The 20,543-nt window shown below is 61.0% G+C and carries 22 protein-coding genes; 9 read left to right on the top strand and 13 right to left on the bottom strand.

Annotated elements, in window-relative coordinates:
• Nucleotides 1-70 precede the first annotated feature (70 nt).
• From L4923_RS12440 to L4923_RS12385, 12 genes are all read right to left on the bottom strand, one after another.
• Entirely contained in the window at nt 71-751 is a 681-nt protein-coding gene (locus tag L4923_RS12440; RefSeq protein ID WP_239365341.1) for a L,D-transpeptidase, read from the bottom strand.
• A 272-nt stretch (nt 752-1,023) separates the two neighbouring features.
• Nucleotides 1,024-1,743, bottom strand: a complete 720-nt coding sequence (locus tag L4923_RS12435) for a haloacid dehalogenase type II (protein ID WP_239365339.1) — start codon at nt 1,741-1,743, stop codon at nt 1,024-1,026.
• Between the two features lie 35 nt (nt 1,744-1,778).
• Entirely contained in the window at nt 1,779-2,156 is a 378-nt protein-coding gene (locus L4923_RS12430) for a VOC family protein (RefSeq protein WP_239365337.1), read from the bottom strand.
• A gap of 38 nt (nt 2,157-2,194) precedes the next feature.
• On the bottom strand, nt 2,195-4,273 hold the full coding sequence (locus L4923_RS12425) for an ASKHA domain-containing protein (RefSeq protein ID WP_239365335.1): 2,079 nt from the start codon (nt 4,271-4,273) through the stop codon (nt 2,195-2,197).
• Nucleotides 4,274-4,286: 13 nt separating this feature from the next.
• Nucleotides 4,287-5,261, bottom strand: a complete 975-nt coding sequence (locus L4923_RS12420; protein WP_239365333.1) for a methyltetrahydrofolate cobalamin methyltransferase — start codon at nt 5,259-5,261, stop codon at nt 4,287-4,289.
• A 79-nt stretch (nt 5,262-5,340) separates the two neighbouring features.
• On the bottom strand, nt 5,341-6,441 hold the full coding sequence (locus tag L4923_RS12415; protein WP_239365330.1) for a methylenetetrahydrofolate reductase: 1,101 nt from the start codon (nt 6,439-6,441) through the stop codon (nt 5,341-5,343).
• Entirely contained in the window at nt 6,438-7,091 is a 654-nt protein-coding gene (locus L4923_RS12410; RefSeq protein ID WP_239365327.1) for a methylenetetrahydrofolate reductase C-terminal domain-containing protein, read from the bottom strand. Before L4923_RS12410 ends, L4923_RS12415 begins: the two co-directional genes overlap by 4 nt.
• The gene (locus L4923_RS12405; protein WP_129414566.1) at nt 7,084-7,386 is read right to left on the bottom strand and encodes a virulence factor; all 303 of its coding nucleotides are present in this window, start codon (nt 7,384-7,386) and stop codon (nt 7,084-7,086) included. Before L4923_RS12405 ends, L4923_RS12410 begins: the two co-directional genes overlap by 8 nt.
• A gap of 161 nt (nt 7,387-7,547) precedes the next feature.
• Nucleotides 7,548-8,456: a fatty acid desaturase gene (locus tag L4923_RS12400; RefSeq protein ID WP_239365324.1), complete on the bottom strand. Its 909-nt coding sequence runs from the start codon at nt 8,454-8,456 to the stop codon at nt 7,548-7,550.
• A 53-nt stretch (nt 8,457-8,509) separates the two neighbouring features.
• Nucleotides 8,510-9,289: a formyl transferase gene (locus L4923_RS12395; protein ID WP_239365321.1), complete on the bottom strand. Its 780-nt coding sequence runs from the start codon at nt 9,287-9,289 to the stop codon at nt 8,510-8,512.
• A 124-nt stretch (nt 9,290-9,413) separates the two neighbouring features.
• Entirely contained in the window at nt 9,414-9,989 is a 576-nt protein-coding gene (locus L4923_RS12390; protein ID WP_239365318.1) for a DUF4893 domain-containing protein, read from the bottom strand.
• A gap of 98 nt (nt 9,990-10,087) precedes the next feature.
• The gene (locus L4923_RS12385; RefSeq protein WP_239365374.1) at nt 10,088-10,717 is read right to left on the bottom strand and encodes a DUF1638 domain-containing protein; all 630 of its coding nucleotides are present in this window, start codon (nt 10,715-10,717) and stop codon (nt 10,088-10,090) included.
• 153 nt (nt 10,718-10,870) lie between these two features.
• Here L4923_RS12385 and L4923_RS12380 point away from each other — a divergent pair, with 153 nt between their 5' ends.
• A complete protein-coding gene (locus L4923_RS12380) occupies nt 10,871-11,008 on the top strand; it encodes a hypothetical protein (RefSeq protein ID WP_239365315.1) in 138 nt (45 codons plus the stop codon).
• 57 nt (nt 11,009-11,065) lie between these two features.
• Here the strand turns inward: L4923_RS12380 and L4923_RS12375 are convergent, their stop codons facing one another.
• On the bottom strand, nt 11,066-11,764 hold the full coding sequence (locus L4923_RS12375) for a corrinoid protein (protein ID WP_239365313.1): 699 nt from the start codon (nt 11,762-11,764) through the stop codon (nt 11,066-11,068).
• 259 nt (nt 11,765-12,023) lie between these two features.
• On the opposite strand from L4923_RS12375, the gene L4923_RS12370 reads away from it, so the two are divergent.
• The 8 genes from L4923_RS12370 to L4923_RS12335 all read left to right on the top strand — a co-directional run bounded on the left by L4923_RS12370 (nt 12,024) and on the right by L4923_RS12335 (nt 20,539).
• Nucleotides 12,024-13,601, top strand: a complete 1,578-nt coding sequence (locus tag L4923_RS12370) for a trimethylamine methyltransferase family protein (RefSeq protein WP_239365311.1) — start codon at nt 12,024-12,026, stop codon at nt 13,599-13,601.
• Between the two features lie 123 nt (nt 13,602-13,724).
• On the top strand, nt 13,725-14,426 hold the full coding sequence (locus L4923_RS12365) for a 4Fe-4S dicluster domain-containing protein (RefSeq protein ID WP_239365309.1): 702 nt from the start codon (nt 13,725-13,727) through the stop codon (nt 14,424-14,426).
• A 163-nt stretch (nt 14,427-14,589) separates the two neighbouring features.
• A complete protein-coding gene (locus L4923_RS12360) occupies nt 14,590-15,267 on the top strand; it encodes a FadR/GntR family transcriptional regulator (protein WP_239365370.1) in 678 nt (225 codons plus the stop codon).
• A complete protein-coding gene (locus L4923_RS12355) occupies nt 15,264-16,571 on the top strand; it encodes a CynX/NimT family MFS transporter (RefSeq protein WP_239365307.1) in 1,308 nt (435 codons plus the stop codon). Before L4923_RS12360 ends, L4923_RS12355 begins: the two co-directional genes overlap by 4 nt.
• 69 nt (nt 16,572-16,640) lie before the next feature.
• Nucleotides 16,641-17,378 (top strand): dienelactone hydrolase family protein, encoded by a 738-nt coding sequence (locus L4923_RS12350; protein ID WP_425530939.1) that lies wholly within the window; start codon nt 16,641-16,643, stop codon nt 17,376-17,378.
• A 91-nt stretch (nt 17,379-17,469) separates the two neighbouring features.
• Nucleotides 17,470-18,027, top strand: coding sequence for an RNA polymerase sigma factor (locus tag L4923_RS12345; protein WP_239365303.1), 558 nt, complete (start codon nt 17,470-17,472; stop codon nt 18,025-18,027).
• Between the two features lie 2 nt (nt 18,028-18,029).
• Nucleotides 18,030-20,093 carry a vWA domain-containing protein gene (locus tag L4923_RS12340; RefSeq protein WP_239365301.1) on the top strand — a complete coding sequence of 688 codons (2,064 nt, stop codon included), beginning with the start codon at nt 18,030-18,032 and terminating at the stop codon, nt 20,091-20,093.
• Nucleotides 20,094-20,272: 179 nt separating this feature from the next.
• Nucleotides 20,273-20,539: a hypothetical protein gene (locus tag L4923_RS12335; RefSeq protein WP_239365299.1), complete on the top strand. Its 267-nt coding sequence runs from the start codon at nt 20,273-20,275 to the stop codon at nt 20,537-20,539.
• The last annotated feature ends 4 nt before the right edge of the window (nt 20,540-20,543 follow it).

Below are 20,543 nucleotides of genomic sequence, written 5' to 3'. Positions count from 1 at the left end.
GCCGGTGTCGCATCTTCGACTGGGCCAGCGGTGTTGTGACCGCCGGCCTGCTGGATTTGTCGCTCGGCCCTTAGGCGGCGGGCACGTTGTCCTGCTGCAGAACGACCACGCGCGTGCCGTTCTGGACGCGGCGGTGCAGGTCGATGATGTCCTGGTTGAGCAGGCGGATACAGCCTGACGAGATCGAACGGCCGATAGACCAATCTTCGTTGGTGCCATGGATGCGGTACAGCGTGTCGACACCGTTCTTGAACAGATAAAGCGCGCGGGCGCCCAGCGGATTGGTTGGTCCCGGCTCCATGCCGCCGGCAAGTGGGCCATAACGCTCGGGTTCGCGCGCAATCATGTCTTGTGTGGGGGTCCAGCGTGGCCATTCGCGCTTGTATTGGATCACACCGCTGCCTTCGAAGGCGAGGCCGGCCTTACCAACACCGACGCCATAGCGCAGCGCGCGACCTTCGCCGAGGACCAGATAGAGGAATCGGTTCGGCGTATCGATGACGATCGTGCCTGAAGGTTCAGGCCCTTGGTAGGCAACTTCCTGACGATAATATTTCGGATCGATCTTGCTGAGATCGGGTGCAGGAATGGGGAAAGCGTCATCGGCCACCGCCGCGTACATATCGCGGTAGTATTGCGGAACTTCCCGCTTGCCCGGCTTGATCGAGGCGACCTTCTGCGTCGTGGTGCAGCCGGCCGCTACGAACGGTACTGCAAGGACAAACATACGGCGGGTAATCGAAACGGACATGGCAGACCTGAGCTTGTTTATGACTTTTGGACCGGTCGTCGCAGAAAAGTCTAAACGCTTCCAATCACCCGAAATCACGCTTTGGTGAATGCGCGGAGGTGGTTGGAATTTTCAGCGGCTCGAACAAGAAAAGTCAGACGACGCGATCGGTTGCCGATGTCCTCGTGACTGAAGGGGGCGAGAAAAAGGCATAAGGAACAAAAGCAAGCCCGCGTGACAGGAGCTTTGACATCGCCTGTGTCGTGACGGCAACACCAAGCCGCGAAGGCGCGCTAGCCGTGCGGTCGGAAATCCAGATGCGCTGAAAGTGCGAGGAAATCAGCAGCGACGATATCCCAATGGCTGCTTGCCTTGAGGTCGGATATCTGGCCAGTGCCGTTTTCCAATGGGCGTGCGACGAAGGCCGTTTTCAATCCGCAATCCCTTGCTGCGCTCAGATCGTCATTGTGCGCGGCAACCATCATGACATGCGCGGGTTCGAGCCTCAGTGCCTCGCAAGTTGCAAGATAGGCGCGTGCGTCGGGCTTGTAGGCGCGAGCAATCCCTGCGCCCAGGATACAGTCCCAGGGCAGGGCGCCATATCTGGCCAGCCGTGTCATCAGCGCTATCGAGCCGTTGGAGCATGGTGCGATGATCCGGTTGGCCTTCAATCGTATCAATCCCGGAACGACATCCGGCCAAGGTGGCAGTTTTTCCCAGGCGTGGTTGAGCGCTATGCGATCTTCTTCGCTGAAATGCCCGGTTATGCCGAAGCTATCGAGCGTTGCATCAAGGTTTTCGCGATGGAGGACGTCCAGGTCGACATAGGACCGACGGCCCGACCGTATTTCCTCCATCCGCGGCTGGTAGAGGTCGCGCCAGGCATCCGCGAAGGCGATGCTGTCGATCTGCAGTCCTTTCGCGGCTGCCGCCGTCGCCACCTCGCGGGCAACGCCGGTACGCCAGTCGACGCAGGTGCCGAAAACATCGAAGATGAGGGCTTCAACCGTCATTATGCGCTCCTTGCAGCCACGATTCCGACGACATCTTAGCCGGCATCCACCAGACAATACTGGTTGCCCTCCGGGTCGCGCATGACGGTGTAACCATTCGTTTCCCGATGCACTGCAGCACCAAGTTCGAGTTGTTCTCTCGCCGCTGCCTGGCGGTCCGTCACCATTATGTCGAGATGGATGCGGTTGTTGTCATAACGACGTCCCTCGACGCGCTGGAAGCAGAGGCTGGGCCCCGGACCATCGACCAATACCGTTGGGTCGGTTTCCGGCGTGAAGCCAAGAGAAGCCAGGCGTGCGATCTCCGCATCGTCGTAGGGCCGAACATCGTATCCGTCCAGCAACTGCGCCCAAAAGCGGGCAAGCGCTGCCGGATCCTCGCTTTCGAAGACGATTTCACGAAGTCGGCCCATCCGGCACCTCCATTGCGGTTGCCGGCCTGGTGAGCAACCTAGTCGCGATTGCGCCGGGCGGCGCGTTCCTCGCGGGAACGTCGGCGGGGCGCCGCATCCCCTGCCGCGCTGTCGTCGCTTGCCACCTTGCGTGGCGGCAGTTTGACCTGTTCGGCAAGCTTGGGGAAGGGGTCCACCTTGTTCGGCAGCGCCATGGCGTCGATGAAAAGTTGCTGGAAATGCGGTTCCAGCGCGGTTTCGATCTTCTCGATGCTAGCCACCTGCTTTTCGATTTCGCGGCGATGATCGCGGTTGAGCAACGCCATCAATGCGCCTGTACCGGCGGCGTTGCCGACCGCTTTCACTTCCGAAAGATCGCAATCCGGGATCAGGCCCAGCACCATGGCGTATTTCGGATCGATGAAAGAACCGAAGGCGCCGGCGAAGCGGATGGTGTCGACGGTTTCGACACCTTGCTTCTCCATCAGGAGCTTCACACCCGCATAGAGCGCGGCCTTGGCGAGCTGGATGGCGCGGATGTCGTTCTGGGTGACCGTGATGCGTGGTTCACCCTGGCGCCCTTCGCGCAGCAGATAGGAAAAAGTGCGGCCATTCTGGATGATACGCGGGCTTTTTGCCATCAACGAGCCATCGACGACGCCATCTTCGGAGATGATGCCGGACAGGTACATCTCCGCCACGACCTCGATGATGGCCGAGCCGCAGATGCCGGTGACGCCGGTGGTCCAGGATGCTTCCTCGAAACCTTCCTCATCGGACCATTTGTCGGTGCCGATGACTCGGTAGCGTGGTTCCAGCGTTTCGGGATCGATGCGAACGCGCTCGATGGCGCCAGGCGCGGCGCGCTGGCCCGAGGAGATTTCTGCGCCTTCGAAGGCTGGCCCCGTCGGGGAAGAAGCGGCAACGACGCGGTTCTTGTTGCCGAGCACGATCTCGGCGTTGGTGCCGACATCCACCAGCAGCATCATGCTGTCCTGACGATACGGGCCTTCCGACAGCGTCGCACCGGCGGCGTCGGCCCCGACATGGCCGGCGATACAGGGCAGCGTGTAGAAACGCGCGCCACGGTTGACGTCGATGCCGATATCGTTGGTCCATCCCTGCACCGCGCCGGAAACGGCGAGTGCGAAAGGTGCCTGGCCAAGCTCAGTCGGATCAATGCCCAGGAATAGATGGTGCATGATCGGATTGGCGACGAAGACGCAATCGAAGATGTCGTGGCGGTCGACACCACCTTCTTCGCAGACCTTGCCGATCAACGTGTTTACTGCTTCGCGGACTGCCTTGGTCATGGCCTCGCGGCCATCTGGGTTCATCATCACATAGGAGACGCGGCTCATCAGATCCTCGCCGAAGCGGATCTGTGGGTTCGACGTGCCGGAAGATGCGACGACACGACCCGATAGCAGCGACACCAGATGCATGGCGATCGTCGTGGAGCCGATGTCGCAGGCGATGCCATAGGCCTCGTTCTTGAGGCCTGGATAAAGCGCAATGACTGTCGCGCGGGAGAATTCCATGTCCTTGTGGATGGCCGCGGTGACCGCCCAATTCTCCTTGCGCAGGATCTTCTGGACTTCGGGAATGAGATGCGGAGCGACGCGCAGGTCCTTCCAGCCCCAGTCATTCTGCAGCACGGCCTTGAGGCGCTCTAGATCCCCGGTCGGCTTGTGCATGTCGGGCTGTTCGACCTCGACGTAGCACATCTGCACGGCCGAATTGCGCTCGATGACGCGGTCGGTCGCAGCTTTGCGCACCACCTGGGCGTTGATCACCGTATCCTGAGGTACATCGATGACGAGGTCGCCCTGGATGGTGGCCGAGCAAGACAGGCGGCGGGCTTCAGGCAGGCCGCGGACGCGTTCGTAGCGCTCTTCCTTGGGACCTTTCGGCGAGATGTGATCAAGCGACGAAACGATCTTGTGCTTGGCGAAATTGCCTTCCTGCACTTCGATCTGGCAGCGCCCGCAGGTGGCGCGCCCGCCACACACCGATTCCACATAGACGCCAAGCTGGCGTGCCGCATCGAGCACCGGCGTGCCGACCGGGAAGCGCCCGCGCTTGCCGGATGGCATGAACAGGACGAGGGGATCGGTGATGTTGGCAGGCGAGTTCATTTCGATTGACCGATTATCCTCTTGCCAGCCTGGCCTCGCGGCCACCGCGACGGCGTCCGCCCGCGGCAGCAGCACCATCGGCGTTTGGCGCATTGACTGCAACTGGCGCTGGCGCGGCATGTTCGCCCGGCTTGTAGTCCTTGTAGGTCTTGATCCAGGTCATGCAGTCCTTGTCGGTGCCGTTCAGCACGTTGGCGGCGCGAACTGCTTCCATTTCCTGCGGGCGAACCGGGTTCATGATGGCCGATGTCATGCCGGCGCCGATCACCATCGGGATGAAACCGGCATTGATGCCATGGCGATGCGGCAAGCCGAAAGAGATGTTGGAGAGGCCGCAGGTCGTATTCACCTTCAATTCCTCGCGCAGACGGCGCAGCAGTGCGAAGACTTGGCGGCCGGCATCGCCCAATGCGCCGATCGGCATGACCAGCGGATCGACGACCACGTCTTCCGGCTTGATACCGTGATCCATGGCACGCTCGACGATCTTCTTGGCGACGGCGAAGCGCACGTCCGGGTCCATCGAGATGCCGGTCTCATCATTAGAGATGGCAACCACCGGCACGTTGTATTTCTTCACCAGGGGCAGGATGGCTTCGAGTTTTTCTTCCTCGCCGGTGACCGAGTTCACCAGCGGGCGTCCCTTGGCGACCCTGAGGCCGGCTTCGATCGCAGCGGTGACGGAGGAGTCGATCGACAGCGGCAGATCGACAAGCCCCTGCACGATTTCCAGGGTCTGGACCAGAAGGCCGGGTTCCGTGGCATTCGGGTCGACTGCGGTCACACCCGCATTGACGTCCAGCATGGTGGCGCCGCAGGCAGCCTGTTCCAGCGCGTCCTTGATGACCGTTTCGAAATTGCCGGCCTGCATCTCGGCGGCGAGCTTCTTGCGACCGGTCGGGTTGATGCGCTCGCCGATAACGCAGAAGGGCTGGTCGAAACCGATGACGATTTCGCGAGTCGCCGAAGCGACGATGGTGCGGGTCATTTCAAACTCCCTCCGGATATAAAGACTTCTTTATATCGTTTCTGATGTGGATCAAGCGACGGATGTCAGCCGCGGCGGTTCAATGCGCGGTCTTCACCATGTCGACCTGGGTTTCGGTGACGTCGTCCTGCAAGATGTGGCCGAGACGTTCTGCAACCAATGCGTCGTCGGGCCTGACTTCGCGCTTCCAAGGCCGACGGCCCTTGAGCACGCCCGATTCGTCGACGATCTCAGCGACATATTCTTCCTGGCGGTAGGCCATCACGTGGACGCCTGATACGCCTGGGATTTCCTTCACCTCATTGATGATGTCGATGCAGAGCCTCTTGCCTTCGGCTTTCTGGTCCTCTGCACCTTCGAGACGCTTGATGACGGAATCGGGGATATGAATACCCGGCACGTTGGAGCGGATCCACTTCGCGGTCTTGGCAGAAGCAAGCGGGCCGACACCGACCAGGACGAAAACCTTTTCGGTCAGGCCCAGATCGCTGGCCTTCTGCATGAAGGTTCTGAACATCGGCACATCGAAGCAGTACTGGCTTTGCACGAATTGCGCACCGGCGGCAATTTTCTTGCCGAGGTGGATGGGGCGGAAATCGTAAGGCGGTGCAAAGGGATTGATCGCTGCGCCCAGGAAGACCTGCGGCGGCGTGGTCAGCTTGCGGCCTGACAGGAATTTGCCGTTGTCGCGCATGATGCGCACGGTTTCGAGCAACGACATGGAATCGAGGTCGAACACCGGCTTGGCGCCAGGCTGATCGCCGGCCTGCACGCCGTCGCCGGTGAGGCACAGGATGTTGGCGACACCCATTGCGGCGCCACCCAGCACGTCGCCCTGGATGGCGATACGGTTTTTGTCGCGGCAGGCGATCTGCATGACCGGGGCATAGCCCATGCGGGTGAGAAGCGCGCAGATGCCGACCGACGACATGTGACAGTTGGCGCCCGAGGCATCGACGGCATTGATGGCGTCGACCCAGCCATCGAACACCTTGGCGCGGTTGTAGACATCTTCCGGATCGGCGCTATCGGGCGGATTGAGCTCGGTAGTCACCGCGAACTCGCCGCGACGCAACACGCGCTCGAGGCGACCGCGCGAGGAGTGGCCGGGCAGGGGTTCCAGCGGAAGGTGGATACCTGCGGGGTTTTCGTCGCGCTGAGGCGGACGCGGCGGTGTCATGCGGAGGCTCCGGTGCTGGCGGTCTTGGCTGCGTCACGTGCGGCCGCTGCCTGGGCTGTCACACGCAGCCAGGCGGAGGTTTCGCGCAGCGACTGGTCGACCGGTTTCTGCACATTGAGGATGGCATCGCCATTGACCATGTTGCGCGAACCTTCCCAGGCCTTGACCCAGACGCAGGGCATGTCGGGCTCGACTTCGCAGTTCCCGTTGGCGCGCACGCCGCCGCATGGGCCGTTGCGCAATTGCTTGGGGCAGTTCATCGGGCAGGACATGCCTGTCGAGGAAAGGATGCATTGGCCGCACATGCGGCAGTCGAACATGAAGCCTTTCACGCGCTTCTCGACGAATTTCACCGGCGCTTCGACGCGCCCATAACCGATGCCTTTCCAGAGTGGGTGAAGCAAGAGGAAGGCATCGGCAAAGCGGCTGTAGAACCATTCCAGCAGCTTCGAATGACGGATTGCCCAAAGTCGCACCGAATAAGACCGTTGCACGCGTCGCTGTGGCGACACGTCGGCAGGCTTGTAATCGCTCTTTGGCGCCGCCTTGCGCACCAGCGCCGCCTGGGTGACGCCGCCGGATGTCCCGACATGCGTGCTAGCGCTGCTGTTTGTGTGGTCTGTCTTCGGTGTCGGCTGGGTGTCAGACATTTTCCTTGCCGCCTGCCTTGGCGAGAGCGACCAGTCGCTCCCGGCTGTAATCCGCGTCGATGGCCGCCGCCGCCTTTTCTACTTCCGCCTCAAGGTCGTCGCCGACGGGTACCGGATCGGCTTTGCGCCATTCGGCGAGATAGGCGTCGGTCTCGGCCGCGCCCGAACGCATCGCCGCCATGTCGATCGCTTCGGTGAAACGCAGCGGCAATTCGCGCTTGGCGTTCTGCCTGCCTTTTTTCACGATGACCTGGGCGGGAATGTCGCGCCAGTAAACGACGATCAGATCGGCCATTTTTCAGTCTTCCTTCGATGGTTGGAGCATTGCCGGAAGCGGGAATAGCCCGCTTCTCATCAGACGACGCGCGCGCCTTCAAAAGCGACGCGTTCGAATGTCGTAAAACGATAGAGCGTCGGCGGGTTCGAAGCATCGCTGCTCGACCCGGGAACAGCTGCCTAATCGTGCTTGCCGAAATCGGTCACCAGCTTGCGATGGAAACGCACATAGCCCCGTTCCGTCGAGTGCAAATGCTCGGCAATGATTTCGTGGAACCGCGGCAGGCGGTGGAATGGAACGGCCGGATAGGAATGATGTTCCGCATGATAGGGCATGTTCCATGCCACGAAACGCACGATGGCTGTGGTGAAGGTGGTGCGTGTGTTTTCGAGCATGTTGGCGACATGCGGACAACGCGTATGTTCGGCCAAGAGATAGGCCCGCAGAAATGGCTGCCCGATCAGTACAGGCACAATCCAGACCCACAACAGCGCCGTCGACTGCAACAGCAGCGAGCCTGCGAGCAGCAGTCCATAAAGGGCAAGGAACCAACGCGCCTCCGAGATCACCTTGGTGCGGCCCTTTTCCGGGACGAAGGAGTCTTCGTTACGCCCGAGCGCATTCACGACGATGACCTTGGCCATACCGCTCCAATAAGGCCAGCCAGACAGATAACGCAGATATTGCGCGACGGTCTCGGGTTTCGGGCTCATCAATTCCGGATCGTTTTCCGGGTCATGCGTGTAGCGATGATGGGCGAAGTGAAAATAGCGGAACCAGGCCGGCGGCAACAGAATGAGGAAGCCGGAAGCGGCGGCTGCCAGGCGATTCAGCCGCTCGGTGCGAAATGCTGTTTCATGGATTGTCTCGTGCAGCAGCGTAAACAGGAAGACGATGAGGACGCCGAGCGGCAGCAACAGCACTGGCCATAACGGCACGTCAAGCAGGATCAAGGCGGCGAACAGCAGGATCAGCCCGCCGTGGACGGCAAGCCGCAGCACGCCGGGGGCGTCCTGCTTTTCGGTCAGGTCGCGTCGATCCTCGACCGAAAGAGCTGCAATGATCTGTCTATGGTCGATTTCAGCCATCAGCGAAGTCTAACGCTGGCGCGGTACAGCGTAAACGGTGGGTTGGCTCTAGCCTACCAGATGCCGCGGCGTATGCCGGTCCACACATAGAACCAGAGCGTCGGATGGAACCATATCTGCGACGGCAGACCAGGGTCGAAGGGTTCGATGCGTCCGGACAGCACTTTTTCGACCACATCGACGCAAGCGTTGCGCGAAATCGCTGCCTGGCGCAGGGGATAGGACGAAATGGTGTCGCCGCGGCCAGGTTCGCCGCGCGTGTGACGTAACACGGCGCCGGTGTCGACGCCGGCATCGACGAGGTGGACGGTCGTGCCGAAATTCACGGCGTCATCGTTCACCAGCGCCCAATACGCGCCATTCATGCCGCGGTATTTGGGATTGATGCCGGCGTGATAGTTGATGACGGGGCAGGGAATGGAGGCAAGCGTCTCGCGTGTCAGCACGCGGCATCCGGCAAGCAGTACGACACCCGGTTTGAGGTCCGCTATGGCCTTGATCGCCTCTGGCGCGTTCGCGGACGGCACATGCACGATGTTTTGGCCTGGCCGCAGCTCGGTCTTGAGATTGTATTCGGCCGCGATCTCTTCGGCGTGCGCGGCGCCGAAGCGTTTGCCGAGCCGCACCAGCATCATCGTGCCGATCTGGCCGAAAACGGAAATCCAACCCTGCCGCTTGGCACGGCGCTTCAGCAGCGACCATTTGGAGATCGGCGTTTCGAGGATGACGGTGACGTTGGCGAAACGGTCGGCAATGGCGTTGACGATCGCCCAGATATGGCCGCCGCCTTCGGTGACGACGACGATGGATGCCGTGTCTGCAGCCTCGTTCATCCTTGAAAGTCCAGTCTTTTCAGAACCTTGTTCGGTGTTGGCAACACCACGGGTTCGGTCCCCAGTCGGTATTTTCGGCGGTGCCGGTTAATCCTTTATGTCAGCGCCAGCTGCGGCTGACCCGTCAGCGCTTGAATTCAATGATGTCGAGTTTGGACTCATAGTACGGAGCGGGAAATTCGATCCGCCAGGCACTGGGTCCTGTGCGAAAGGCGTAGCCGACCTGGTCAGTCTTGGGGCCGGCACCGTAGCGTTTCGCCTTTTCACCCGCCACGAAGCCCGAGCCCAGATAAATCGAGCGTTTCTCGCCATCATCGTAGAAACGACCTTTGGTGCGCTGGGAGCCAGTGGTCTTCTCCAGCATCCAACCCGAGCCATCGTCCGTCACGCGGCACTTGAACCAGCCGTAGATCACGAGAGGTCCGAGACCGCCGGCCTTGATGGTGCGGCACTGCCAGTTTCCGGTGAGGTCCTTGTCCGAGAAAGCGACCAATGGGCGAGCGAGAAGTGCGTCAAGCTCTTTCACCTCGCCCGGCTGGCCTGCCCTGGCTTCGGCCAGCGCCGATTTGCGGGTCTCTTCATAGTTGGCGAGCCGCATCTTGTCCGCCGGTGTAATCAGTTTTTGTACCACCCCGTCCGCCAGTGCATTTTCGGCCAGCAGAAGGGTGGCAGCCGAGAATATGAAGGCGCGCAAATGCATGTCGTGTCCCCTGATGTCGCGACGGCCTTATAGCCCGTCCGACCGGCAGAAAACCAGTCCGACAGTCTGAAGTGTTATCTGGGAAAGTATAAGGGCTTTCAGTGTTGCGCCGCTGCGAGGATTGCCGGCGCAAGATCGCCATAGCCGGTGAAGCGGTATTCATAATCAAGGCCCAGATAGTCGGCGGCCCATTTCGCCTTTTCCTGCAAGGCCGGGTCCTCGGTCTGCGCCAAGTAGACGATCTTGGTATAATTGCCGAAGACCATTTCCTTGAGCTCTGGATGTTTGTCGAGCTTCAAGGGCTCGATGACAAAAGCTTCGAACTGACGCGTGATCAGATCCGTCAAATAGAAGGCCGTGAATTCTTCCTCCGCGATCTTCGCGAATGCCTCGTTGCCGCTGAAGAAAGCGTAGCAATGCGGGCCCCCGATACGCTCGATGTCTTCGTCCTCGCAGATTTTGTCGAGCTCGCCACGCGTGCCGCATTCCGCATAGCCGATGAAGATGCGTTTGTAGCCTTCCGCCCGCGCCTTGGCGATCGCGTCGCGCATGGCCGGTGCGATCTTGTCCGGATAGACATGCCAGATTGCCGGGAGGCAGATCAGGTCGACATGGTCGAGATGGTTGGCCTTGCAGACTGCGAGGACTTCGCGCGCGATCGCGCCGCAGGCAATGACCCGCACGCGCTCAATGAGGGGGGCACTCGACGGGACTTCGCCCTTCGCCATCACAACCGCGTCGGCGATGCCTGTCGGATCGATGTTCTGCCTGTTCGCCATGCGGATTACTCCAACATCGCCGCTCGCATTCTGCATAACGTGGAACCGTGTTATCTCTTTGGCGTTGATGATTGTTACATCGCCATAAGGGAGACACCGTCCATGAAATTGTCACGCATCGCACCGCTCGCCGTCATTGCCGTGGCGCTCGTACTTTCCGGCTGTGCCAATACGGTTCGTGGCGTCGGCAAGGACGTCAAAGGCACCGCCCGCGCCGTCGAAGACACGGTCGAAAACTGACCGGCTCCCATCACTTGGTAACGAGAAGGCCGCGCTGCAAGGCGCGGCCTTTTGCAATCATGCGGAAGCACGCACGTTGTGCTTGCGCTTCATGAAGTCCTTGGCGGTTTCCACAGCCACCGCAGCGTCGCGGCAATAGGCATCGGCGCCGACAGCCTTGCCGAACTCCTCGTTCAGCGGTGCACCGCCAACCAGCACGACATAGTCGTCGCGAATGCCCTTTTCCTTCATCGTATCGATGACGACCTTCATGTAGGGCATGGTCGTGGTCAGAAGCGCCGACATGCCGATGATGTCGGGTTTATGCTCTTCGATCGCCTCGAGATACTTCTCGACCGGATTGTTGATGCCGAGATCAACGACGTCGAAACCGGCGCCTTCCATCATCATGCCGACAAGGTTTTTGCCGATGTCGTGGATGTCGCCCTTGACCGTGCCGATCACCAGCTTGCCCTGCTTGGGAGCACCGGTGGCGGCGAGCAGCGGACGCAGAATAGACATGCCTGCCTTCATCGCATTCGCGGAGAGCAGCACTTCCGGCACAAACAGGATACCGTCGCGGAAATCTTCACCGACGATACGCATACCCTCCACCAGCGCTTCGGTGAGGACGGTGTAAGGCGCCCAGCCACGCTCCAGGAGGATGTTGGTGCCTTCTTCGATCTCTTCCTTCAGGCCGTCATAAAGATCGTCGTGCATCTGCTGCACGAGTTCCTCGTCGGAGAGTTCGGACAGGATGATCTCGTCGTCGGACATTTTTTGATCCATCTCCCTACGGCCGCACGACCTTGTCGCAAGGCACCAATCGTCGCGTCAATACCTAGCGTGCGGCGACGCGCATCCATAGCTGATTTGCGACTTTCCGCAAAAGGAAAGCGACTGGGAATCTGTTGTTCTTCTTGTCGATTTTGCGACAGACCTTGGCGCTCGCTGGCCGTTTCGGATAGGGTGCATGGCTACGATCCGGGAAGCAGCCGCCGCGAGGCGGTCGAACGGATTTCAAGGAAGAACGATCATGAGCGAGAACGCGGCAGTCGATCAGGAAGCGGCGGCGGGCGGCAGGCGAGGGCGCGGTGACCGCGGAGGTGCCGCGGCCCGACGTGCTGCGCGTACAGGCGGTGGACCTGGTCAGCAGCTCACCTATATCCGGCGTCAGATCAAGGTCTACGAGGTGCTGGACGAGGAAGGTCTGGCGCTGATCGAGAAAAATGCCGACACGGTGCTCGAAGAGACCGGTATCGAATTCCGCGACGATGCGGAAGCGCTTCAGCTGTGGAAGCAGGCCGGTGCCGACGTGAAGGGCGAGCGCGTTCGCTTTCCGCGCGGGCTCTGCCGCTCGCTGCTCAAGACCGCGCCCAAACAGTATATCCAGCATGCGCGCAATTCGGAGCGTTCGGTGCAGATCGGTGGCGACGCCACGGTTTTCGCGCCTGTCTATGGACCGCCCTTCGTGCGCGATCTCGACGGCAACCGCCGTTATGCGACGATCGAGGATTTCCGCAACTTCGTGAAGCTGGCCTATATGGCGCCGTCGATCCATCATTCGGGCGGCACGGTCTGCGAACCGGTCGATGTGCCGGTCAACAAACGCCACCTCGATATGATCTACTCGCACATCAAATATTCGGACAAGCCGTTCATGGGCTCTGTCACGGCGCCTGAACGCGCGGAAGACACTGTCGCGATGGCCAAGCTGGTCTTCGGCGACGATTTCGTCGAGAACAACACGGTTCTGACCTCGCTGATCAACGCCAATTCGCCGATGGTCTTCGATGAAACGATGCTGGGTGCGCTGAAGGTCTATGCACGCCACAACCAGGCCTGCATCGTCACCCCGTTCATCCTTGCCGGTGCGATGAGCCCGGTGACGGTTGCCGGTACGCTGACGCAGGTTCTGGCCGAGGTTCTGGCCGGCGCGTCCTTCACCCAGCTCATCCGGCCAGGCGCTCCGGTGCTGTTCGGCACCTTCGCCTCGTCGATCTCGATGCAGTCGGGTGCGCCGACCTTCGGTACGCCGGAGCCTTCGCTTGTATCCTATGGTGCGGCACAACTCGCGCGCCGGCTCGGTCTGCCATTCCGTACCGGCGGTTCGCTGTGCGCCTCCAAAATCCCGGACGCTCAGGCGGCTTATGAAAGCGCCAATACGCTGAATTCGACCATCCTTGCCGGCACCAACTTCGTGCTGCATTCGGCCGGCTGGCTCGAGGGCGGATTGGCCTCCTGCTACGAGAAGTTCATGATGGACATCGACCAACTCGGCATGCAGCAGAAATTTGCCGAGGGCGTCGACCTTTCGGAGAACGGCCAGGCGATGGACGCCATTCGCCAGGTGGGTCCGGGCAGCCACTATCTAGGCTGCGACCACACCCAGGCCAATTTCCAGACGGCGTTTTATCGGTCGTCGATCGCCGACAACAATTCCTACGAGCAGTGGCTGGCAGAGGGCGAGAAGACGGCGCCGCAGCGTGCCAACGAACTCGCCCGGCGCTGGCTGGAGAGCTACGAGGCGCCGGACCTCGACCAGGGCATCGACGAGGCGCTACAGGCCTTCATCAGCAAGAAGAAGGAGTCGATGCCCGACGCCTTCACTTGAAAGGAGCCCGATGCAGGCCGGGCTAAAGTGGCCAACATCATTCACAAGGAGGTCTGGCGGAGCGCATTTTCCGACCCGGACAAGAAGTGATGTTGGTCGATTGCCAATGAGGGTCGGGCTGTCGTGAGCAGTCATCATCGGGTCGACGATCGACACCTCAAGAATATTTCGAGTGAACTCGCCGCGCATGGTCTCATCCTGCGCGGCGGTTTTGCGTTCGGAGGTGGCGAGGCGGTGCCGGAGAGCCCGGAGGGGAGGCCGGCGAAGTCCGTTCTTCTGGTTGGGCAGGCAGGTGCGGCGCCTTGGCCTCACTTCATGGCATGGCGTCGACGGCAGCCTCAAAATCTCCAGAACCCGCTCGACACTTGGTCGCGGGAGGTCATCGATGGAATCTCCGCGCGTTTTGGTGCGTCGGCCGTCTATCCGTCGGACAAGCCCTATCAGCCGTTCCAGCAATGGGCGATGCGGGCGGAGGGACTGAAGCCGTCACCGCTCGGCATCCTCATGCATCCCCAATATGGTCTCTGGCACGCTTATCGCGGCGCATTGCTGTTTGCCGATGAAATCCCGATTCAAGGCGCTCACGATCCGATTCACCTTTGCGATCTATGTGTCGGAAAACCTTGCCTGAAATCCTGTCCGGTCGACGCCTATTCGGCCGACGGTTTCGCCTATCAGTCATGCTTGGCTCATGCCCGTGGCCCGCAGGGAGGGCCATGCCGGACGGGCGGTTGCCTGGATCGCAATGCCTGTCCTTATGGGGCGGATTATCGTTATCCCGCCGAAGTGCAGGCGTTTCATATGGCGAGCTTCGCCGGGGTGTAGCTGCTCCGCTGCGAGCTCCGGGCATCAGCGAATGGCTGCTTGCAGAGATGCGTTCACGGCGGTCTGGCCCGATTCTTTTGACCACCGGTTGCTTTCTCCGCGGTTGACCATGAGCAAGCAGGTGGTTATCGAAAAGTCATCTGATGACTTGATGAGTTTCGACATGCAGCCCGCCAGTCGCATCAACCTCACCGACAGCGCCACAGAGAGACTTCGTTCCGAGATACTTGGCGGTCGTTGGTCAGTCGGTGTCCGCATTCCCAATGAGGCCACCTTGTCCGATCGGCTATCGGTCAGTCGAGGCACGGTTCGGGAAGCCGTACGAGCGCTGGTTTCGCAAGGGCTGCTCGAAACGCGGCAGGGATCTGGAACTTACGTGCGCTCGGCCGTCGATCCGACCGCCGCACTGGTGCGAGTTCGGCGGGCCTGCCTGCGCGACCAATGGGAAGCCCGCACGGCGCTCGATGTGGAGGCCGCGCGGCTGGCCGCGCTTCGGCACACGCCGGCAGATATCGAACGGCTCAACCGCCTACTTGCCGAGCGCGGCACTGTCGCCGATGGCGGCCAGCACAATTTTGTCTGCCGCGATCTCGCTTTCCACAAGGCGATCGTGGCGATGTCGGGGAACCGCGCAATGGTGGAGCTCTACGACTTTTTCACCGCGGCGATTGCCGAAACCATCCAGGCAACGTTGGGTGGTGACTTGCCGGAGCCGGACGCTCCGATGCATGGACAGATCGTTGAAGCCATCGCCTCGGGCGACCCGGAGCGTGCCGGTAACGCTGTCCGCACCTTCATGGCACCCGTCCTCTCGCAGCTCGACAGGCATCTCGCGCAATGAACCAGACCTTTCGTCAAGACCGGGTCGAACCGTCGGCCATAGATGCTATCGACGATCAGCTCATCGATGCTGAAGCCGACAGCCTGCCGCCGCCGCAAGCACCTGTGCTTGCAAGTCCGGCCGCACGCATCCTGCTCGGGGCTAGCCTGGTGCTGATTGCTTTCAACCTGCGTCCGCTGTTTTCCAGTCTCTCGGTGCTTTTGCCGGAGGTGATGCAGGCGACGGGGCTGTCCAGTGCCGGCGCCTCACTGCTGACCACGCTGCCGGTGCTGTGCCTCGGCATCTTCGCGCCCTTCGCGCCGAGGCTCGCCCAGCGCTACGGCGCGGAGCGGGTACTGCTCGGTGTCATGGCACTGGTCACGCTGGGCACAGCGCTGCGTGGCTTCGGATCTGTGCCGATCCTGTTTGCTGCCACGTTCATCGTCGGCGCCGCCATCGCGGTCGGCAATGTGCTGCTGCCTGGCCTGGTCAAGCGTGACTTCCCCGACAGCATGGCTTTGATGACCGGTCTCTATACGATGGCATTGTGCGCCGGGGCGGCTGCGGCTTCCGGGCTGACGCTGCCGATCGAACACTACATTGCAGGTTCCTGGTCGGCTGCTCTCGCCGCCTGGGCGGTACCTGCTTTCGCTGTGTTGTTGTTATGGGCGCCACAGGCATTCGCCAGCCGTCATCAGGCAAGCCATAGTGGTTTCCGCGTCACCGGTCTCTGGCGCGACCGGCTAGCCTGGCAAGTCACATTGTTCATGGGCCTGCAGTCGGCACTGGCCTACAGCATCTTCGGCTGGCTGGCCCCGATCCTGCGCGAGCGCGGGTTTGACGCAATCGCGGCAGGTGCGATTGTCTCGGTATCGGTAATGGCTCAGGTCGTTGCCTGCCTGGCGGTACCGCCGATCGCAGTTCGCTGCCGCAATCAGAGCACCGTCAATGTCGCTCTGGTCGTTGTCGCAGTCATCGCATTGCTTGGAATCCTGTTTGCTCCGACGTGGATGACGCTGCCGCTGGCTATTCTACAAGGGCTGGGACAGGGCGGCCTGATCGCGGCCGCCATGACGGTGATCGTGCTGCGCTCACCCGACCCACATGTGGCATCGCATCTTTCCGGCATGGCGCAGGGGGTCGGTTATATTCTTGCGGCGATCGGCCCGCTGCTGGTCGGATTGATCCATGGCTGGACCGGCAGTTTCGCTGCCAGCGCAATGCTTTTCGCGGCTCTCGGCCTGGGCGTTGCCGTGATGGGTTTCGGAGCCGGCCGGAGTTTGCTGGTCGGTGCGCGTACGGAGCGTCTCGAAGCACAGGGCTGAGATCCGGCTTGCCTGCGGCGAGGCTCGCGCTATCTATCCGTTCCTATTTCCCAAGCACGGAGACGGATGGTGCCCTCAACCAGCAAGCGCGACATCACGATCAAAACACCGGATGGTGTGGCGCGTGCTTGCGTGTTTCGCAACGGACAGGCGAAAGCTGGCATTATCCTCTATATGGATGCGTTCGGGCCGCGACCGGCACTCTACGACATGGCAGCCAGGCTCGCTGGCTCCGGCTATGCCGTGCTGGTGCCAGATCTCTTTTATCGCGACACCCCCTATGGTCCGTTTGACGCCAAGACGGCCTTTGTCGAAGAAAAGAGCAAAGCGGCTCTGACGGCATTAATCAGCGGCACGACTCAAGACATGACCGCGCGCGACAGCGGCGCATTTATCGCGGCGCTGGAGGCCGAAGGCATACGGGGCCCGATTGGCGCCGTCGGTTATTGCATGGGTGGCGGCCGCGCGATCAACGCTGCGGCGGCGTACCCGGATAAGATCGCTGCGGCCGCAAGTTTTCATGGCGGCCGGCTGGGTACGGATGCGCCGGACAGTCCGGCTTCGAACGCCGGCAAGATAAAAGCGCGCGTTTATGTCGGCTCGGCCGGTGTCGATGGCAGCTTTCCGCCCGAGCAATCCGCACGATTGGCGCAGGCCCTGCGACAAGCGGAAGTCGACCACATCATCGAGAATTATGTCGGCATGCAGCACGGCTGGTGCGTATCCGACCATAGTGTCTACGACGCTGCGGGCGCTGAACGCCATTGGAAGCGGCTGATCGACTTCTTTGGTGAGACATTGGGTTAGTCGCCTATCCAAACACCTTTTTCGTTGCTTTCAAAAAAATCTTCCCATCCGCCCAAGGATTGGCCAATAGGCGTCGTCCAACGGGCAAATGATGGCGATGATGCTGGACGACGAGGCATCCGACACCGAGCTGATCGGGCGGGCCAAAGACGGAGACAGAGATGCGTTCGGCCAATTGGTTGCGCGTCACTATGACTTTGTCTACCGCGTCGCCTACCGTTGGTGCGGTCGCAAGGCCGATGCCGAAGATATCGCCCAGGATGTCTGTGTGCGGCTCGGTCGCGCGATCCGCGACTATCGTGGCGGCGGCGCTTTCACCACCTGGCTTTATGCCGTGACGTTGAATGCCGCGCGTGATCTTGCGCGGAAGAGCGCGCGCGAAAGCGCAAAGACCGAAGCGTACGGTGGTCATGCACTGATCGTCGGTCCGGCGCAGGCCGCCGAAGAAGATCCGGTGGATGAGCTCTGGGCAGCTGTGCGGCTTCTTCCCGACAAGCAGCGCGAGGCTGTTCTGCTGGTTTATGGCGAAGGCCTCAATCATGCGGCGGCAGCCGAAACGATGGCAATCTCGGAGGCGACGGTTTCGTGGCACATCCATGAAGCGAAGAAACGGCTGAAAGTTCTGATGCGTTCAGCTGGGGAAGTGTGACCATGGTCGATGACAACGAACTGAAAAAGTTGCGCGATGCGGCGCTGCCCGGCCCGGATGCCAAAGCGCGCGCCCGCGCGCTCGCCGCCGCCATGACAGCCTTCGACGAAAAAGATGAGGTGGCACCCCAAGGAATGGCGGCGAGGCCGCGTCTCACTTCCCGAGCACTCACGCTCTGGAGAGAGATCATGCAGAAGAAGCTCATCGCCACGCCGGCCATTGCCGGTCTCGTCGCGCTGCCGATTGCGGGCTACACCGCTTTTCATCTGATGCAGGAGCAGCGTTCGGCGGTCGATGCAGGCGGTACCGTAACGGAGACGCTTGCCGACAAACCGGCGCCCGCAAGGCCGGATGCGGACGTGCAGCCGTTGGCTGCAGCCCCTTCGGCAGAGGACCTTGAGCAAAAGGTCGCGCCCACGATGTCTGCCGCAAAATCCGAAGCTGCCGCACCTGCCGGCAACATGCAGGCTGTCCCGCGACGAGAACTGGCGCGGATGAAAAGCGCCGAGATAAGTCAGGCTGCTCCCCGGGCCGAGAGCGAAGCCGCGGATGCGCTGGCGCGCAGTCCGGCCAACACAACGCTGATGGCGGAGCCTCCGGCTGTCGCGCCGGCGCCGCTGCCCGCCGACAGCATGCAGCCGCCTGAGGAGAACCGCGACCGCATCCAGGATTTCAAGACCAATCCGGTTCGCTCGACAAAGGCAGATCCGGTCTCGACCTTTTCCATCGATGTCGACACTGCATCCTATTCCTTCGTTCGCCGTTCGCTGAAGGATGGGCTTTTGCCGCAGGCGGACACGGTCCGTGTTGAGGAGATGGTCAACTACTTCCCCTATGACTGGAAGGGGCCGAACAACGCCGAAACGCCGTTCAACACCACGGTCAGCGTCATGCCGGCGCCGTGGAATGCCGGACACAAGCTCATGCATGTTGCCATCAAGGGCTACGACATGCAGCCCGCTGTGGAGCCCAAGGCCAATCTGGTTTTCCTGATTGATGTCTCCGGCTCGATGGACGAGCCGGACAAACTGCCATTGCTGAAATCCGCCTTCCGATTGCTCGTCAACAAGCTGAAGGCCGACGATACCATCTCCATCGTCACCTATGCAGGCGATGCCGGTACGGTGCTTGAACCGACCAAGGCGTCGGAGAAGGACAAGATCCTGAGAGCCATCGACAATCTCGCACCAGGCGGCTCGACGGCCGGGGAGGCTGGTATCCGCGAGGCCTACCGGCTGGCGCAGAAATCCTTCGTCAGAGGTGGCATCAACCGGGTGATGCTCGCCACCGACGGCGATTTCAATGTAGGCCAGACCGACGATGACGATCTCAAGCGTCTGATCGAAAAGCAGCGCGAAACCGGTGTGTTCCTTTCGGTGCTTGGTTTCGGTCGTGGCAATCTCAACGACCAGATGATGCAGACCATCGCCCAGAACGGCAATGGCACAGCTGCCTATATCGACACGCTGGCCGAGGCCGAAAAGGTGCTTGTGGGAGATGCATCCTCGACCCTGTTCCCGATCGCCAAGGATGTGAAGATCCAGGTCGAGTTCAATCCGGAAAAGGTCTCGGAATATCGGTTGATCGGTTACGAGACGCGGGCGCTCAATCGCGAAGACTTCAACAACGATCGTGTCGATGCTGGCGAAATCGGCTCCGGCCATTCCGTGACGGCGATCTATGAGCTGACGCCGAAAGGCGCCGCGCAACAGGTCGACGATCTGCGCTACGGCGAGGCGACCACCAGCAACGGCGGGGTGTCGAATGCGGACGAATATGCGTTCGTGAAGATCCGCTACAAGCTGCCGGACGCCGACACGTCCAAGTTGATCACCACGCCGGTGATCGCTGCCAATGAAGTGCCATCCTTCGATGCAGCCGGCACCGATCAGCGCTTCTCGATTGCAGTTGCGGCATTCGGGCAGAAACTGCGTAACGAGGATGCGACGGCCAAGTTTGGTTATGACCGGATACAGGAAATTGCCAACGCGGCGCGGGGAGCCGATCCATTTGGTTATCGGGCGGAATTCCTGTCCCTGGTGCGGTTGGCGGCGGCTATGAAGTGATATGCTGCCCTCTCTCCGCCTCGGCGGGGAGAGGGCATTTCAAGAGGTTTCTGGAATCGCCGCGCATAGCCCGATCTCCCCTTTTCACCCGTTCGCTAAAATGCCGTGTAGTTTCGATACCGCAGCGCAACGTAACGTCGGTAAGGACCTTTCGAGGGACGCTCTTTAAGGGTTTCGACGTGCGCATAGACGGTATTTCGACTTCGATTCAGACGACGGCAACACGGGCCCCCGAACCGACCAGGGCATCACAGGCAACGATCAGCAGGGATGTGGAGACCGCCCGCAAGACGGCGCTGTCCGCTCTTACCAATGAACGCTTTCGCGCGGCATTGGAAAAACTCAGCGACCCTCGCGCTTCAGAAACTGTCGCGCTGATGCGCAATGGCGGCCCGTCGACCGATCTCGGCTCGGCGCAAGCACGCTACGCCGACAACAGCAACTAAAAGG

The sequence above is a fragment of the Terribium retamae genome (genome assembly GCF_022347545.1).
Taxonomy (GTDB): domain Bacteria; phylum Pseudomonadota; class Alphaproteobacteria; order Rhizobiales; family Rhizobiaceae; genus Mesorhizobium; species Mesorhizobium retamae.
The sequence above is the reverse complement of the archived record's forward strand: the minus strand, read 5'-3'. Positions and strand labels throughout refer to the sequence as shown.